The sequence below is a fragment of the Amycolatopsis sp. CB00013 genome (assembly GCF_001905755.1).
In the GTDB taxonomy this organism is placed as follows: domain Bacteria; phylum Actinomycetota; class Actinomycetes; order Mycobacteriales; family Pseudonocardiaceae; genus Amycolatopsis; species Amycolatopsis japonica.
Genome location: NZ_LIWC01000002.1, coordinates 1,590,131 through 1,605,223 on the forward strand (window position 1 = coordinate 1,590,131; position 15,093 = coordinate 1,605,223).

At 69.3% G+C, this 15,093-nt stretch carries 17 protein-coding genes; 9 read left to right on the forward strand and 8 right to left on the reverse strand.

Annotated features, from left to right (window positions below; all coding sequences use genetic code 11):
- The 3 genes from AMK34_RS43180 to AMK34_RS17685 all read right to left on the reverse strand — a co-directional run bounded on the left by AMK34_RS43180 (position 1) and on the right by AMK34_RS17685 (position 2,168).
- Positions 1-171 (reverse strand): hypothetical protein, encoded by a 171-nt coding sequence (locus AMK34_RS43180; protein ID WP_167551706.1) that lies wholly within the window; start codon positions 169-171, stop codon positions 1-3.
- A gap of 265 nt (positions 172-436) precedes the next feature.
- The gene (coaA, locus tag AMK34_RS17680) at positions 437-1,369 is read right to left on the reverse strand and encodes a type I pantothenate kinase (RefSeq protein ID WP_038507400.1); all 933 of its coding nucleotides are present in this window, start codon (positions 1,367-1,369) and stop codon (positions 437-439) included.
- Positions 1,370-1,526: 157 nt separating this feature from the next.
- Positions 1,527-2,168, reverse strand: coding sequence for a macro domain-containing protein (locus AMK34_RS17685; RefSeq protein ID WP_038507403.1), 642 nt, complete (start codon positions 2,166-2,168; stop codon positions 1,527-1,529).
- 97 nt (positions 2,169-2,265) lie between these two features.
- Here AMK34_RS17685 and pheA point away from each other — a divergent pair, with 97 nt between their 5' ends.
- The 3 genes from pheA (at position 2,266) to AMK34_RS17700 (ending at position 4,664) form a co-directional block, all read left to right on the forward strand.
- A complete protein-coding gene (gene pheA / locus AMK34_RS17690) occupies positions 2,266-3,174 on the forward strand; it encodes a prephenate dehydratase (protein ID WP_038507406.1) in 909 nt (302 codons plus the stop codon).
- Positions 3,171-3,791, forward strand: coding sequence for a histidine phosphatase family protein (locus tag AMK34_RS17695; protein ID WP_073846025.1), 621 nt, complete (start codon positions 3,171-3,173; stop codon positions 3,789-3,791). Before pheA ends, AMK34_RS17695 begins: the two co-directional genes overlap by 4 nt.
- Before the next feature lie 222 nt (positions 3,792-4,013).
- Entirely contained in the window at positions 4,014-4,664 is a 651-nt protein-coding gene (locus tag AMK34_RS17700) for a DUF4232 domain-containing protein (protein ID WP_038507413.1), read from the forward strand.
- Here AMK34_RS17700 and AMK34_RS17705 read toward each other — a convergent pair.
- From AMK34_RS17705 to AMK34_RS17720, 4 genes are all read right to left on the reverse strand, one after another.
- Complete coding sequence (locus tag AMK34_RS17705) at positions 4,661-5,098, reverse strand: hypothetical protein (protein ID WP_037333564.1); 438 nt, start codon at positions 5,096-5,098, stop codon at positions 4,661-4,663. The genes AMK34_RS17700 and AMK34_RS17705 overlap by 4 nt on opposite strands.
- A 61-nt stretch (positions 5,099-5,159) precedes the next feature.
- Entirely contained in the window at positions 5,160-6,419 is a 1,260-nt protein-coding gene (locus AMK34_RS17710; RefSeq protein ID WP_073846026.1) for an MFS transporter, read from the reverse strand.
- A gap of 215 nt (positions 6,420-6,634) precedes the next feature.
- A complete protein-coding gene (locus AMK34_RS17715; RefSeq protein WP_037333558.1) occupies positions 6,635-6,985 on the reverse strand; it encodes a metallopeptidase family protein in 351 nt (116 codons plus the stop codon).
- Between the two features lie 4 nt (positions 6,986-6,989).
- Complete coding sequence (locus AMK34_RS17720) at positions 6,990-7,970, reverse strand: septum formation family protein (protein ID WP_038507421.1); 981 nt, start codon at positions 7,968-7,970, stop codon at positions 6,990-6,992.
- 94 nt (positions 7,971-8,064) lie between these two features.
- On the opposite strand from AMK34_RS17720, the gene AMK34_RS17725 reads away from it, so the two are divergent.
- The 4 genes from AMK34_RS17725 to AMK34_RS17740 are packed head-to-tail and all read left to right on the forward strand — an operon-like array spanning position 8,065 to position 11,300.
- Positions 8,065-8,670 (forward strand): hypothetical protein, encoded by a 606-nt coding sequence (locus AMK34_RS17725; protein ID WP_241832788.1) that lies wholly within the window; start codon positions 8,065-8,067, stop codon positions 8,668-8,670.
- Positions 8,671-9,837 (forward strand): glutathionylspermidine synthase family protein, encoded by a 1,167-nt coding sequence (locus AMK34_RS17730; RefSeq protein ID WP_038507428.1) that lies wholly within the window; start codon positions 8,671-8,673, stop codon positions 9,835-9,837.
- Between the two features lie 49 nt (positions 9,838-9,886).
- A complete protein-coding gene (locus AMK34_RS17735; RefSeq protein WP_016330638.1) occupies positions 9,887-10,339 on the forward strand; it encodes a DUF350 domain-containing protein in 453 nt (150 codons plus the stop codon).
- Positions 10,340-10,394: 55 nt separating this feature from the next.
- The gene (locus AMK34_RS17740) at positions 10,395-11,300 is read left to right on the forward strand and encodes a haloalkane dehalogenase (RefSeq protein ID WP_038507431.1); all 906 of its coding nucleotides are present in this window, start codon (positions 10,395-10,397) and stop codon (positions 11,298-11,300) included.
- 60 nt (positions 11,301-11,360) lie between these two features.
- Here the strand turns inward: AMK34_RS17740 and AMK34_RS17745 are convergent, their stop codons facing one another.
- A complete protein-coding gene (locus AMK34_RS17745; protein ID WP_016330640.1) occupies positions 11,361-12,644 on the reverse strand; it encodes an aspartate aminotransferase family protein in 1,284 nt (427 codons plus the stop codon).
- 133 nt (positions 12,645-12,777) lie between these two features.
- Between AMK34_RS17745 and serS the strand changes: the two genes are divergently transcribed.
- Positions 12,778-14,046 (forward strand): serine--tRNA ligase, encoded by a 1,269-nt coding sequence (gene serS / locus AMK34_RS17750; RefSeq protein ID WP_073846028.1) that lies wholly within the window; start codon positions 12,778-12,780, stop codon positions 14,044-14,046.
- A 24-nt stretch (positions 14,047-14,070) separates the two neighbouring features.
- Positions 14,071-15,081 carry a DUF3558 family protein gene (locus AMK34_RS17755; protein WP_073846029.1) on the forward strand — a complete coding sequence of 337 codons (1,011 nt, stop codon included), beginning with the start codon at positions 14,071-14,073 and terminating at the stop codon, positions 15,079-15,081.
- The last annotated feature ends 12 nt before the right edge of the window (positions 15,082-15,093 follow it).

The window sequence follows — 15,093 nt, forward strand, 5'->3', positions numbered from 1 at the left end:
TCAGCCGAGCGGAGCCGCTGGGGTGCCCTTGGACTCGGTGACTTGCGGCTTCTTCCGGCGCCGGTCCCCGCGGGCGTCGTCGAAGTCGACGACGAAGGCGCCGGCGGCCATGGCCACCAGGAGTGCGAGTCCGAGAATCGAGCCGACCCAGGTCAGGATGATCGAGAACATCGTGAGCCTCCTCCCTGCTCAAGGTCTGTTCGAGACCTCTTGTTCCCCTGACACAAGGGTCGCTGTGGGGGCCTGTAGCCGGTATCGGCCAACCGGTTACACGTACTGAGCGTGGATCGGCCGATCGGCCGAGGAAAGCCGCCCGGCGACAGCGGTGTGCGACCGGCGGGCCCCAGCGGCTCGCAGGTGGTGCGAAGGCTCCTGCTTGTGAGGGAACGGCGGGGAGTGGGAAACCCGCGATCGTCCGGTTACGCGGTGTGCTCGCTCAGAGCTTGCGCAGCCGGACCCGGTTGATCGTGTGGTCGGCGTCCTTGCGGAGCACGAGGGTCGCCCGCGGCCGGGTCGGCTTGATGTTCTCCATCAGGTTCGGCTCGTTGATCGTGTGCCACAGATGGCGCGCCTCGGCACGGGCCTCGTCGTCCGGGAGGCCGGCGAAGTGGTGGAAGTGCGACGCGGGATCCGCGAAGGCGGTGTGCCGCAGCTTGAGGAAGCGCTCGATGTACCAGCGTTCGATGTCGCTCGTCGGCGCGTCCACGTAGATCGAGAAGTCGAACAGATCGGACACGGTCAGCCGGGGGCCGGGCTGGAGGACGTTCAACCCTTCGAGGATCAGGATGTCGGGCTGCTGAACGACCTGTTCCTCGTCGGGAAGGATGTCGTAGGCGAGGTGCGAGTACACCGGCGCGCTGACCCGTTCGGCCCCGGACTTCACCTCGGTGACGAACCGCAGCAGCGCCCGCCGGTCGTAGCTTTCCGGGAAACCCTTGCGGTGCATGATCCCGCGCCGGACGAGCTCCGCACGCGGGTAGAGGAACCCGTCGGTGGTGACCAGGTCGACCCGGGGGTGATCCGGCCAGCGGGCGAGCAGCGTGCGCAGGATGCGCGCGGTGGTCGACTTGCCGACGGCGACGCTCCCGGCGATGCCGATGATGTACGGCACCTTGGTGCCCCGGCTGTCTTCACCGAGGAAGGTGGTGGTGGCTTCGTACAACCGCTGCCGGGCGGCGACCTGGAGATTGATCAGCCGGGAGAGCGGGAGGTAGACCTCGGCGACCTCGGCCAGATCGACCTGTTCACCGAGACCGCGCAGCCGCAGCAGTTCCGCGGCGGTCAGCGGCAGGGGAGTCGACCTGCGCAACTCTCGCCACTGCTCACGGTGCAGCTCGACGTAGGGACTGAGCTCACGGACCCGCGGCATCGCACACTCCTCGCCCGTCGCCTGCGCTGGCGCCGTACAAAACCGTGTTGACGAGTTCTCGGCGGGTGAACGTGCCTCGAACCGGATGAAGCCGCTTTAACGGTAGGGCTTACGGCTCGTGAACGCGCTGCGATGTGATGTAGCCCGCTTCGGGGCGTTACCGTCCGTTACGGGAACGGCCGGGCGTGAAGACCTCGTCCCAGGCCGCGGCGACCTGCCGGGCGCAGGACGCGGGGGCGACCCCGCCGACGCCGGTACCGAGCCCCGGCATCGCGATCGTGTGCACGAGATCACGGACGCGGCCCTGGTCGAGGCTGGCGTCGCGCCACTGCTGGAACACCGCGCGGGCGGCGAGGTACGGGTGCACGGTGTCGCGCGGGAGGCGTTCGCCGGGTTCCCGCATGGTCGGCGCGCTGATCAGCCAGGCGGGCTCCGCCTCGCCGGTCGGCACGATCACCGCTTCGCCGATCGGCAGCTCGCCGCCGTGGTAGGCGAGGACGGCGCTGCGGACGTTCTGCTCGACGCCGGGATACGCGCGGGCGTAGACGGCGTCGATGCCGCCACGCATCCAGCCATAGGAGTTCGCGGGGCTGACGACGGCCTGCGCGACGACGTCGAGCACGGATCCGCGGTGCACGAAGACCCGGCCGTCCACGGTGTCCGCGACGGTCGTCCAGGCTTGGGCGAGCAGGTCATCGACGGCGCACAGCACCAGCTCCGGAGTGGGATGGTCCGGCACGGGAGCGAAAGACGAGCCGACATCCTCGTGGCCGGTGTGCGTGCCCGGTTCGGCGGTCACGCCCTAAGCATGGCAAAAAAAGCCACCTGGCGTAACCGGCGCGCATACCGGCTGTCCGAGTGAAAGTCGCCACCCGCGCCGTGCGTAATCTGGCGGGGTGTCACGGATCGCCTATTTCGGCCCCCAGGGAACGTTCACCGAACAGGCCGCGCGCCGGCTCACCTCCGGTGAGGAGCTGATCCCCGCCGAGACCATCCCGGCGGCACTGGCCGCGGTGCGCTCGGGCGCGGCCGACGCCGCCTGCGTCCCGATCGAGAACTCGGTGGAGGGCGCGGTCACCGCCACCCTCGACAGCCTGAGCGAGGCCGAGCCGCTGGTCGCGGTGGCGGAGGTGCTGCTGCCCGTCCACTTCAGCGTGCTGACCAGGCCGGGTACGACCGAGATCCGCACCGTGGCGAGCCACCCGCACGCGCTCGCGCAGGTCCGGCACTGGGTCGAGGCGAACCTGCCCGGCGCGCATCCGGTCGCGACGTCGTCCACGGCGGCGGCCGCGGTCGCGGTGGCCGAGGGTGAGTTCGACGCGGCCGTCACCGCGCCGGTCGCGGTCGAGCACTATCCGCTGGAGGTGCGGGCCACCGAGGTCGCCGACGTCCGCGACGCCAAGACCCGGTTCCTGCTGGTCCGCGCTCCCGGTGAACTGCCGGAGCCGACCGGGGCCGACCGCACGTCGATCGTCGCCGCCGCCACGAACCGGACCGGTGCCCTGGCGGAACTGCTCACCGAACTGGCGGTCCGCGGGATCAACCTGACCAAATTGGACGCCCGCCCGACCAGGAACAACTTCGGCGAGTACCGCTTCTTCATCGACTTCGAGGGGCACGTGGCCGAGCCCCGGATCGGCGACGCGCTGGCCGCGTTGCGCCGCCGGTGCCGCAACCTCCGGTTCCTCGGCTCCCACCCGCGTGCGGACGACGGCAAGACCGAGATCGAACTGGACGCCGCCAACGAGGACTTCACCGACGCGATCGACTGGGTCGCCTCGGTACGGAAGGGAGCACAGGCGTGAAACTCCTCCTCGTCCGCCACGGCCAGACCGAGGGCAACGTGCGCGGCGCGCTCGACACCGCGCTGCCGGGACCGCCGCTCACCGAGCTGGGCCGCGAGCAGGCGCAGGACCTCACGACGCGGCTGGACGGCGAGCCGATCGTCGCGGTCTACGCCTCGCAGGCGGTCCGCGCCCAGCAGACCGCCGCGCCGCTGGCCGCCAAGCTCGGCCTCGACGTCCAGGTCCTCGACGGCGTTCACGAGGTCGCCGCGGGCGACCTCGAAGGCAAGACGGACAAGGACTCGATCACCACCTACATGAGCGTCGTGCGCCGATGGACGCTCGGCGAACTCGACCCGCCGATCCCCGGCGGCGAGACCGGCGCGCAGGTCCGCGCTCGGCTGCTCGACGCGGTCGCCCGGCTGCGCGCCAAACACGAGCAGGCCGACCCCGACGGCACGGTGGTGCTCGTGAGCCACGGTGGCGCGATCCGGCTGGGCGGCGAATGGCTCGCCGGGAACGTGACCGCCGAGATCGCCAACCAGGGCCTGATCCCGAACACCGGCGTCGTCGAGCTCGCCGGGACCGCCGACGGGTGGACGTGCCTCACCTGGGCGGAAACCCCCGTCGAACCCTGAGCGGGGACGTTTGCCTCACGACCACCCGTCGCGTGGGGAAGGCGCCCTTCACCGCGTCTCATGTGGGTATGGCTCCTTTCAGCCCGTTTGCCTCCGCCCCCGCCGGGGAACACAGCACACAAGATCGATTAACACCTTGTGGGGAATTAACCGGTGGGGCGCAACCTCGTCGGCGGACGACACGTCTACTGGACGGTGGGTCACCCGGATACAGGGAGGCGAATGGCCATGGTTCGTTCGAAGTTGATCTCCATCGGCGGTCTCGTCGCGGGTACCGCCGGACTGCTCCTGTTCAGCGCGTGCGGTTCGGGGACCGCGCCCGTCGCGCAGAACACATCCGCGTCACCGTCGAGTTCGGTGCCGGACACCTCGGCGGCGCCCAGCGCGACTTCCTCGGCTTCGGCGCCGGCTCCGCAGCCCGCCCAGCCGCCCGCGCAGGCGTCGAAGAACGACGGGCTCTGCAAGGCGGGCGACGTCAAACTGTCCATCAAGGACAGCGACGCCGCCGCGGGCACGGTGTACCGGAAGCTCGTCATCACCAACGCGAGCGGGCACTCGTGCACGATCCAGGGCTTCCCTGGCATCTCCTACGTGACGGGCGCCGACGGTCACCAGGTCGGTGAAGCCGCGTACCGCGACGGCGCCAAGGGCGACCCGGTGCAGCTGGCCAACGGTGAGAGCGCGATCGCGGACGTCGGTTTCGCGAACGTCCGCAACTACCCCGAGGAAGTCTGCAAGCCGGTCGAGACCAGGGGCCTGCGGGTGTACTTGCCGCAGGAGACCGCGTCGAACTTCCTGGCGGTGCAGGGGCTCGGCTGCACCGGGAAGATCTCGGGCAACCAGCTGACGGTGAAGACCGTCCACAAGGGCTAGAGCTGGGTGCAGAGCTGTTCGGCCTGCACGAGGTGCCGCTGCCCCGAGATCTGGTTGAAGTGCAGGCTGAACACCATTCTGCTGACGCCGTCGATGTGCTCGGCCAGCGGCCGGTAGGTGTCGTTGGCGGCGGCCGCCGCGGCGGAGAGTTCGCGCGCGGCCGTCATCCGGTGCAGGACCTCGGGCGCCAGGACCGCCACGGTCTGGTCGCCGGGCGCGGAGTCGGTGGTGTCGGGGATCGTGCCGACCCTGGCCAGCGCCGAGCATGCCGCCTGCGCGTCTTCGAGCGCCCCCGCGTTGACGCCCGAGAGCGCCCAGAGCATGCCGATCACGCCGCCACCGATCACGAAACCGGCGACCGCGGTGAGCACCTGCGGGCGTCTGGAAGGTTCTGTCGTCCCCACGCCGGCCTCCGGCACCAGTGTCTGCTGCATCGCGGACCTCCCCGTCACCCGTGGCGGTGATGGGCTATTTCAGCACCAAAGACCTTGGTTTTCACCGGTCTTGGTGGAGAACCCGCTCCTCCGTGGCCGATTCGTCATCGAAGGCGCCGGGCCGTAACGAGACGAACGCGAAACCGGCTACGCCGAACAGCAGAAGCCCGGACGTGAGGAACGTCCGGGCCGCGGAACCGAGGGCGTGGGTGAGGACGCCGCCTAGGAGGGCGCCGATCGGGATCGCTCCCCAGACGACGGTCCGCCACACGCCCAGCACCCGGCCGAGCAGGTCGCCGGGGACGAGGGTGTGCCGTGCCGTCCCGAGCACGATGTTCACCGCGACGACGGCCGCCGCGAACAGGCCGAACAGCGCCGCCCCGGCCACCGGCGAGCTCGTCAGGCCCATGCCGGTGAACGCCGCGCCGCAGCAGGCCGTGCCCCCGAGGAGCACCGCGCGACGGCTGGACACCTTCACCAGCCGCGGGGCGACGGCCGCGCCGAGCAGGCCACCGATGCCGCCGACGAACGCGAAGAGCCCGAAGGCCGCTTCGCTGAGATGCAGGTACTCGATCGCGTACAGCACCAGCTGTGCCTGCGCGAGTTCGCTGACCAGGCTGATCGCCCCGGCGAGGACGACCAGGCGCAGCACCAGCCTGCTCCGCTTCAGCCAGCGGAAACCCTCCGCCAGTTCGGTGCGGAGGTCGGTGGTGGCGCGCTCGGCGGAGCGCGGACGGTAACTCCCGGCGAGGCCGATCAACACGACCGCCGCGATCGCGAAGCCCACCGAGTTGAGCAGGAACGGGAAGGTCGCGAAGAGCGCGAAGGTGGCGCTGCCGACCGGTCCGCCGAGGAAGGTCTGGCCGACGATTTCGCAGGCCTGGAGCTTGCTGTTCGCGCCGTCGAGCGAACCTTCGCCGACGACCGCCGGGATGAGCACGTTCGCGGCGCTGTCGGCGACCACCTCCGCGAAGCCGATGAGCAGCGCGGCGGTGTAGACCATCCAGATCGTCACCCCGCCCGCGGCGACCAGCGCGGCCGTGCCGCCGACGACCACCGCGCGGGCGCTGTTCGCGAGGATCATCGCCCGCCGCCGGTCGACGCGGTCCAGCAGCGCGCCCGCCGGGAGCGCGAACAGCAGCCACGGCAGGAACTGGGTCGCCGAAAGCCCGGCGATGAGCAGCGGATCCCTGGTCAGGGTGACCGCGAGCAGCGGGAACGCGACCTTGCCGATGCCGTCGCCGAGGTTCGACGCCGCGCTGGACGCGAGCAGCCAGCGCAACCGCCGGTCGCTCCTCCTCCGCACCGTCGACTCGGCCATGCACCGCCTCCCCAGGCATTCGCCGGCGAAGGCCGGCGACAACGTGTCGAAAAGTTTAGCGGGGCTGTCGCCCAAAGTGGCGGGGTTGTTACACGCAGTTAAGAATCCGGAGAACCCTTGGTGCTCCACGCACAAAAATCACCGACCATGCCACCGGCGGCGCGGAATCCGTCGCGAGGAGAGCAAGGGACCTTTGCTATCACCCGCGCGGCGGCTCAGCCCCAGCCGAGTTCGTGCAACCGCTCGTCGTCGATGCCGAAATGGTGCCCGACCTCGTGCACCACCGTGATCAGCACCTCCTCGACGACGTCCTCCTCGGTGTCGCACATCTGCAACAGCGGGCGCCGGTAGATCGAGATCCGGTCGGGCAACACCCCTCCGTACTCGTGGGTCCGCTCGGTCAGCGCGACCCCGTGATACAGCCCGAGGATCGTGGGCGACTCCTCGTTGAACTCCTCCACGAGCACCACGACGTTGTCCATGGCGTCCGCGAATTCGGGCGGGAGCTCGTCCAGCGCCTCCGAGACCAGCTCCTCGAAACGCTGCTGGGTCATCTCGACGGGCACGCGATCACCCTCCGGTCTTCGGGGGCGAGGAGGACGACGGCGGCGGGGCCTCGCCGTTGCCGACCTTGACGCTCCCGGTGACCGGCGCCAGCCCCTTGTTGTCCGGCAGGACCGCGGCGACCTTGCAGTTCACCAGCGTGGACCCGGCGTCCCAGCTCTCCTGCTCGCGGACGTCCCAGCTGAGGATGAGCTTCTTCGCCGCCAGATCCGCGTTGCCGGTGTATTCCTGCGAGGCCGTCGAGCATTCGGTGTCGAGCCAGGTGTTCTGCTGCTCCTGTGAGGGGTAGCCGTCCTTGAACTTCGTCTTGAGGTCGAGCGTCGCGATGATCTCGTACGAATGCGCCTGCGCGCAGTCGATCGGGTCGCCGAAGCTGTTGTTGAGCAGCGCGAGACAGGTGCCCGGCTCCCACACCGCCGACTGGTCCTGCTCCTTCGCGGGCCCCTTGGTCGGCTGGAGCTTGCCGCCCTGGCCCGCCCATTGCAGACCGCACCGCAGCTGCCGGTCGCCGTCGGCCCACTGCGCGGGCGTCGGCCGGAGCAGGTTCATGCTCAGCTTGCCGTAGGGATCGAGGTTGCGGCCGAGGTACGGCTTGACGTCGATCGTGCAACGCGAGCGGGAGATCTCCTGCCACTGCTCCAGGTTCGGGCTCGGCACCCCCGGCGGGTACTGCGCGCCGATGTCGACGATGCTGGTGACCTCGAACAGATGGGACTCCGCGCACGGCACGCGCCGCGCGTCGGTGGCGTCCGGATTGTTCCAGGTCAGACAGGTGCCAGGGGGAGATTGGAACGCCTCGGCCGCGGCGGGCGACAGTTTGGGGGCGCCGCCGCCCGCACCGCCCTCCGGGCCCACGTTCCACGAAAACGCCACACTCAGCGAAAGCGCGATGATCGCGCCCGCGAACACACCGGCCATGACGAGCCGGGTGCGCAGGGTGCTCAGCGCGTTTCGCGGATCACGGAACCGCTCGGCCTGTTGAGACATCCACTCCATGATGCCCGCGCCGCACGTAAGGTGCGCGTACCGGGTGGTTAGTGTTGGACACGAGTTCGGGCCGGCGGGCGATTACGGAGCTTCGATGACGCAGGATGACAACCAGGGGGCACAAGCGCCTCAGGAGCCGCCCAAGCGCGGCACCATGCGCTTTCAGGACAGCAGCACGCAGGCGCGGCAGCCGTCGCTGGCCGAGCAGCGGGCACGCCAGCAGGCGCTGGCGGAACAGCAGCGCCAGGAGGCGATGGCGGCGGAGGCCGCTCGCGTCGCCGAGAAGAAGTCTTCGACCAAGAAGAAGCTCCTGATCGGCACGGGCGTGACCGTCGGCCTGGTCGGGCTGGTCGCGACGTTCTACACCGTCGCGAAGCCGGAGAACGTCACGGCCGTCTGCACCACCAAGGACGGGATCGTCGACCAGGACGACAACTGCGACGAGCGCTACGTGACGTCGCACGGTGGCTACCACTCCGGTGGCTTCTTCTTCATCCCGATCGGCGGCGGCGGATACAACAGCTACCGCTACAACTACGGCGGTACCGGGACCATCGGGCAGCGAGTGTCCGGCGGCTCGTACACCGCGCCGTCGAACGCGAACGTCAGCACGAAGTCGGGCAAGTCCGTCCAGCGCGGCGGGTTCGGCATCAGCGGCAAGAGCGGCTCCGGCGGCAGCGGCAAGAGCGGGGGCTCGTAGGTGTACCGGGATTCCAAGCCGCCCCGGCGGGATTGGCAGAACATCGTCGAAGAGCAGGGGCTGGTCTTCGGCACGCCCGCGCGCGACGGCTCCGGCAAGTCCCGGCCGTACTGGGACGAGTCGGTCCACTACGTCTTCGACATGGACGAGATCCTGTCGGTCGAGGCGGACGTCGAACTGCTGCACTCGATGTGCCTCGAAGCGGTCGACAACGTGATCACCACCGAGCAGTACCACCGCTTCGGCATCCCGGAGTGGGTCTGGCCGCATATCGCGGAGTCGTGGAAGCGGCAGGATCCGCACGTCTACGGCCGGTTCGACCTGCGCTACGACGGCAAGAGCCCGGCGAAGCTGCTGGAGTACAACGCCGACACCCCGACCTCGCTGCTCGAGGCCGCGGTGCTGCAGTGGCACTGGAAGACCGCGGTCTTCCCGGAGAACGACCAGTGGAACTCGATTCACGAGAAGCTCGTCGAGCGCTGGGGCGAACTCGCCGACAAGCTGCCCTCGAACGAACTGCACTTCACCTGGTCTTCGGCCGATCCGTCCGGTGAGGACCACGTCACGACGGCGTACCTGCAGGAGACCGCGGCCGAGGCCGGGCTCGACACCGTCGGCCTGTCGATCGAGGAGATCGGCTGGGACCCGGTGCTCAAGCGGTTCGTCGACCTCGAAGAGGCGCAGATGGCGACCGTGGTGAAGCTCTACCCGTGGGAATGGGTGGTCGACGAGGAGTTCGGCCGCTTCGCCGTGGAGACCATGCCGCGCACGCTGTGGGTCGAGCCGCTGTGGAAGATGATCCTCTCCAACAAGACGCTGCTCGCGATCCTGTGGGAGAACTACCCGGGGCATCCGAACCTGCTGCCCGCCTTCGCCGACGACCCCGGTCTGCTGACCGAGTACGTCCGCAAGCCGAAACTCGGCCGCGAGGGCGCGAACGTGCAGATCGTCGCCACCGGCTACGAGACGCAGACCGACGGGGTCTACGGCGCGGAAGGGTACGTCTACCAGGCGTTCGACCCGCTCCCGGAGTTCCAGGGTTACCGGCCCGCGCTCGGCGCGTGGATCGTCGGGGACCAGGCCGCCGGTCTCGGTATCCGCGAGACCGCGGGACTCGTCACGGACGACGGTGCGGCGTTCGTCCCGCACCGCATCGTCGAGTCGTGATAGAAGCAACCGCACAAACCTGACATTTCCTGACTTCTGGAGAACCCCTGTGACCACCACCCTTGCGCTGTCCGACACGTTCGGCTCCGACCTCGTGCGAGGGATCGGCGCGATCCTGCTGTACGGCGTCGTCGGCCTGCTGATGATGTTCGCCGGGTTCTGGGCGATCGACTGGACCACGCCCGGCAAGCTGTCCCAGCTGGTCACCCGCGGCCTGCCGAACGCGGTCATCGTCACCGCGTCGGGCCTGCTGTCGATGGCGTTCATCATCGTCGTGGCGATCGCGAACTCCGCCAGCGACCTGACCGAGGGCCTCATCACCTCGCTGGTCTACGGCCTGCTCGGCATCATCGTGCAGGTGGCCGCCGTCCGGCTGCTGGAGTGGGCGACCCGGATCGACATCCGCTCGACCATCGAAAGCGAGAAGTTCGCCCCGGCCAGCGTCGTCGTGGCCTCCGCGCACCTGGCCCTCGGCCTGATCGTGGCCGTTGCCATCTCGTGACTTTCTGACGTACTGAAAACGGCATAGGCGCACGATTCCCACTAACGTGGGAGTCGTGCGCCTTTTAAGGACACCGGACGACCGGTTCTCGGACCTGCCCGATTTCGACTTCGAACCGCGCTACGCGGAGCTCGTCGACCTTCACGGCGGCGTGATCAGAGTGGGATACGTGGAGGCCGGACCCGAGGACGGACCGCCCGTTCTCCTGCTTCACGGCGAGCCGACCTGGTCCTACCTCTATCGCAAGGTCATCCCGGTGCTCGCCGACGCCGGGCTGCGCGCCATCGCGCCCGACCTGGTCGGCTTCGGCCGCTCCGACAAACCCGGCGACATGGTCGACCACACCTACCAGCGGCACGTCGAGTGGATGCGCGCGTTCGCCTTCGACGTCCTCGACCTGACCGACGTCACCCTGGTCGGCCAGGACTGGGGCGGCCTGATCGGCCTGCGGCTGGTCGCGGAGAACCCCGACCGTTTCGCCAGGATCGTCGCGGCCAACACCGGCCTCCCGACCGGCGACACCGACATGCCCGAGCTCTGGCACAAGTTCCGCGACGCCATGGAGAACGCCCAGGTCATCGACGTCGGGCGGTTCGTCCAGTCGGGTTGCCAGACCAAGCTGTCCGAGGAGGTCCGCGCCGCCTACGACGCGCCCTTCCCGAACGAGATGTACAAGGCCGCGCCGCGCGCGATGCCGTCCCTGGTGCCGATCACCCCGGACGATCCGGCGTCGGCGGCCAACCGGGCCGCGCTGAAGGTGCTGTCCGAACTGGACAAGCCGTTCCTGGTCTCGTTCTCCGACGGGGACCCGATCACCGCGCCGTGGGGCCTCGAACTGCGGGGCTCGATGCGCGGCGCCCGCGAACTGGAGCATCCGACGATCACCGGCGCCGGGCACTTCCTGCAGGAGGACGCCGGCGGGCGGCTGGGCGAGGTCATCGCCCGTTTCGCCCGCTCCTGAACGCCAGGAAAGGACCGTTCCTTGCAAAATTTGCAAGGAACGGTCCTTTCCTGGCGTTCGTCAGGAGATGGCGGCCAGCGCGTCCACGATGATCCCGAGGCCCTCCGCGGCCTCTTCGGCGGTCAGCGTCATCGGCGGCGCGATCCGCAGCACGTTGCCGTGCAGCCCGCCCTTGCCGATCAGCAGCCCGCGCGCCTTGGTCTCCTCCATCATCCGCGCCGCGGCGCCCGGGTTCGGGGTCATGCCGCCCGGCTCGACCAGCTCGACGCCGATCATCAGGCCCTTGCCGCGCACATCCCCGATCAGCGGGTTCCCGGCCGCGCGCAGGCCGTCGAGCAGTTCGTTGCCGCGGGCGAGCGCGTTGGCCTGCAGGTCGTGGTCGGCGATGTGGTCGAGCACCGCGGCCGCGCCCGCCATCGCGACCGGGTTGCCGCCGAAGGTGGAGATCGAGTTCGCGGTCAGGCAGTCGACGAGGTCGCCGCGCGCCACGAGGCCGCCGATGGCGAGGCCGTTGCCGAGCCCCTTCGCGAAGGTCATCGCGTCGGGGACGACGTCGTGCGCCTGGATCCCCCAATAGTGTTCCCCGGTCCGTCCCCAGCCGGTCTGGACCTCGTCGGAGATGAACAGGATCCCGTACTGGTCGAGGACCTCCTTCATCGCCTTGAACAGGCCGTCCGGCGGTGAGCTGAAGCCGCCGACACCCTGGATCGGCTCGGCGATCATGCAGGCGACGTCGCCCGAAGTGCCCGTCTCCAGGACGTCCACGAGGTCCGCGACGCACGCGTCGATGTACTCGGTGTCCGAAAGCTCACGGAACGGGCTCCGGTACCGGTAGCCGCCGTGCACGTAGCTCACCTTCACCGGGCTGAGCGACGACGCCGACCAGCCGCGGTTGCCCGTGATGCCGACCGTCGCGAACGACCGCCCGTGGTACGAGTTCCGCATCGCCAGCACCTGGTTGCTGCGCCGGTACTGGGTGGCGAGCATGAGCGCGGTGTCGTTGGCCTCGGTCCCGGAGTTGGTGAAGAACACCTTCGCGTCGGGGATGCCGGAGAGTTTCGCGATGCGCTCGGCCAGCTCGACCTGCGAGCGGATCAGGTACAGCGTCGACGTGTGCAGGATGCCGGTGTCGAGCTGCTTGCGCACGGCGTCGCTGATCGCCGAGACGTCGTAGCCCATGGAGTTCGTCAGGATGCCCGCGAAGAAGTCCAGGTAGGTGCGCCCTGTCGAGTCGATGACCCGGCGGTCCTGCGCGTGCACGATCTCGATCGGCTCGTCGTAGTAGAGCGCCAGCCACGACGGCAGTACCGCCTTGTGCCGCGCCAGCAGGTCCGCATCGGTCATCGGGTTTCTCCGTCCGCAGCAGGGAGATCTCAGTATGGGGAGCGGCCGAAACGGGCGGCAACGATCAGACTGTCGGGTTATCCGCCCGGACCCGCACATTTTGTTCGACCAGCACGGACTACCCTCAGCACTCGTGATTGACCCCAGGACTCTGCGCGATGAACCGGACGTCGTGCGCGCATCGCAGCGCGCCCGTGGCGAGGACGAAGGAGTGGTCGACAAGCTGCTCTCCCTCGACTCCCGCCGCCGGTCGTCCATCGCCGCCGCCGACAAGCTGCGCGCCGAGCAGAAGTCGCTGGGCAAGCTCATCCCGAAGGCGCAGGGCGACGAGCGGGCCGAGCTCCTCGCCAAGGCGAAGGAGCTCGCCGCCCAGGTCAAGACGGCCGAGGTCGAGCAGACCGAGGCGTCGGAGGAGTTCGAGCAGCTGCACCGCCTGGTGCCGAACCTCGTCCACCCCGACGCGCCCGAAGGCGGCGAGGACGACTACGTCGTGCTCAAGCACGTCGGCGAGCCGAAGAAGTTCGACTTCGAGCCGAAGGACCACCTCGAACTCTGCGAGGGTCTCGGCGCGCTCGACATGGAGCGTGGCGCGAAGGTTTCGGGCTCGCGGTTCTACTTCCTCACCGGCGTCGGTGCCCAGCTCCAGCTCGGCCTGCTGAACATGGCGATCGCGCAGGCGACCGCGAACGGCTTCACCCCGATGATCACGCCGACCCTCGTGCGGCCGGAGATCATGGCGGGCACCGGGTTCCTCGGCGCGCACTCGTCGGAGGTCTACCGGCTGCGCGACGACGACCTGTACCTCGTCGGCACCTCCGAGGTCCCGCTCGCCGGCTACCACGCCGACGAGATCCTCGACCTCGGCAAGGGCGCGAAGCGGTACGCGGGCTGGTCTTCCTGCTACCGCCGCGAGGCCGGTTCGTACGGCAAGGACACCCGCGGCATCATCCGCGTGCACCAGTTCGACAAGGTCGAGATGTTCGTCTACACGCGTCCCGAGGACGCCGAGGCCGAGCACGCGCGCCTGCTGGACTGGGAAGAGCAGATGCTCGCCAAGATCGAGGTCCCGTACCGGGTGATCGACACCGCCACCGGCGACCTCGGCACGTCGGCGTACCGGAAGTTCGACTGCGAGGCGTGGGTGCCGTCGCAGGAGACCTACCGCGAGCTGACCTCGACGTCGAACTGCACGACGTTCCAGGCCCGCCGCCTCGGCATCCGCTACCGCGACGACGACGGCCGCCCGCAGACCGTCGCCACGCTGAACGGCACGCTCGCCACCACCAGGTGGATCGTCGCGATCCTGGAGAACCACCAGCTCGAAGACGGTTCGGTCCGGGTGCCGGAGGCGCTTCGTCCCTTCCTCGGCGGAACCGAGGTGCTCACGCCGACATCGAAGTAGGGTCCGCACCGAGGAGGGACCCCGATGAACCGCCGTCGCACACCGATCACCGCGTTGTTCGCGGCGGTCCTCCTGCTCGGCGGATGTTCCGAGACGATCTCGGGTACGGCGTCGCCGGTGCCCGGCCAGGGGCCGGTGCTCACCAAGGCGGCGCCGTGCTCGTTGCTCACCCCCGAACACGCCGACGCCCTGGCGCTCAAGCTGCCGGGCGTCGAGACCAAGGGCAACCAGGCACAGAAGCTCCCGCCGATGTGCCTGCTGTCCGAACGCGACGATTCGCCGCGCGGGGTGTCCCTTTCGATCACGCAGAGCGTCGACATCCCGCTGAACGACTTCTACGCCGGTGCGCAGCCGGGTGAGAAGTACGGGATCGGCGGCTTCACCTGGACGCGCTACGCGTCCCCGCTCGGCCCGACGGCCTGCTCGCTGAGCACGGAACTCGGGCCGTCCTCGTTCGTCGAAATCGGCAGCGAGACCCAGACGGGCGCGCCCGAGTCGACGGCCTGCGATCTCGCGCTCGCCGCGGCCCCCGCGATCGCGTCGAGGCTGCCCGGTGGCGAGCCGAACCCGAAGATCGCCGCGCCGCCGGGGCAGAGGAAACCCGAGCCTTCCGGGCCGTTGCTGCAGGTCGACCCGTGCACGCTGCTGAAGCCCGACGAAGCCGCGAAGCTGGCCATCGCCCAGGGCACCCCGGTCGATCCGGCCAACCTGGCCAATCCCGAGGACAAGGGCTGCGAGTGGAAGGACTCCGACGGCGACAAGGGGCAGCGTCCGCTGAACGTGACGTTCTTCCCGTCGACGGCCGTCGCCGACGTCGCCGGGCTGCAGGGCACCCCCGAGGAGACCGACCTCGCCGGTCGCAAGTGGACGGTCCGCTCCGACGCCGCCACGAAGTACTGCACGGCCGCACTGCCGATCACCGCGACGTCCACCGTGAAGGTGTCCAGCGGCCACTGGGACGACGAGACGAAAGCCTGTGACCTGCTGCGGGCCGCGCTGCCGACGGTGAGCGCCGCGCTGCCCGCCGGTTCGTGAACGGCGGCCGCG

Bases quoted from the DNA above. Each gene is read 5' to 3' on its own strand.
- AMK34_RS17725 (WP_241832788.1), top strand. From the start codon at position 8,065: ATGACGCAGGATGACAACCAGGGGGCACAAGCGCCTCAGGAGCCGCCC.
- AMK34_RS43180 (WP_167551706.1), bottom strand. From the start codon at position 171: ATGTTCTCGATCATCCTGACCTGGGTCGGCTCGATTCTCGGACTCGCA.
- AMK34_RS17700 (WP_038507413.1), top strand. From the start codon at position 4,014: ATGGCCATGGTTCGTTCGAAGTTGATCTCCATCGGCGGTCTCGTCGCG.
- AMK34_RS17710 (WP_073846026.1), bottom strand. From the start codon at position 6,419: ATGGCCGAGTCGACGGTGCGGAGGAGGAGCGACCGGCGGTTGCGCTGG.
- AMK34_RS17720 (WP_038507421.1), bottom strand. From the start codon at position 7,970: ATGTCTCAACAGGCCGAGCGGTTCCGTGATCCGCGAAACGCGCTGAGC.
- AMK34_RS17755 (WP_073846029.1), top strand. From the start codon at position 14,071: ATGAACCGCCGTCGCACACCGATCACCGCGTTGTTCGCGGCGGTCCTC.
- AMK34_RS17745 (WP_016330640.1), bottom strand. From the start codon at position 12,644: ATGACCGATGCGGACCTGCTGGCGCGGCACAAGGCGGTACTGCCGTCG.
- AMK34_RS17705 (WP_037333564.1), bottom strand. From the start codon at position 5,098: ATGCAGCAGACACTGGTGCCGGAGGCCGGCGTGGGGACGACAGAACCT.
- coaA (WP_038507400.1), bottom strand. From the start codon at position 1,369: ATGCCGCGGGTCCGTGAGCTCAGTCCCTACGTCGAGCTGCACCGTGAG.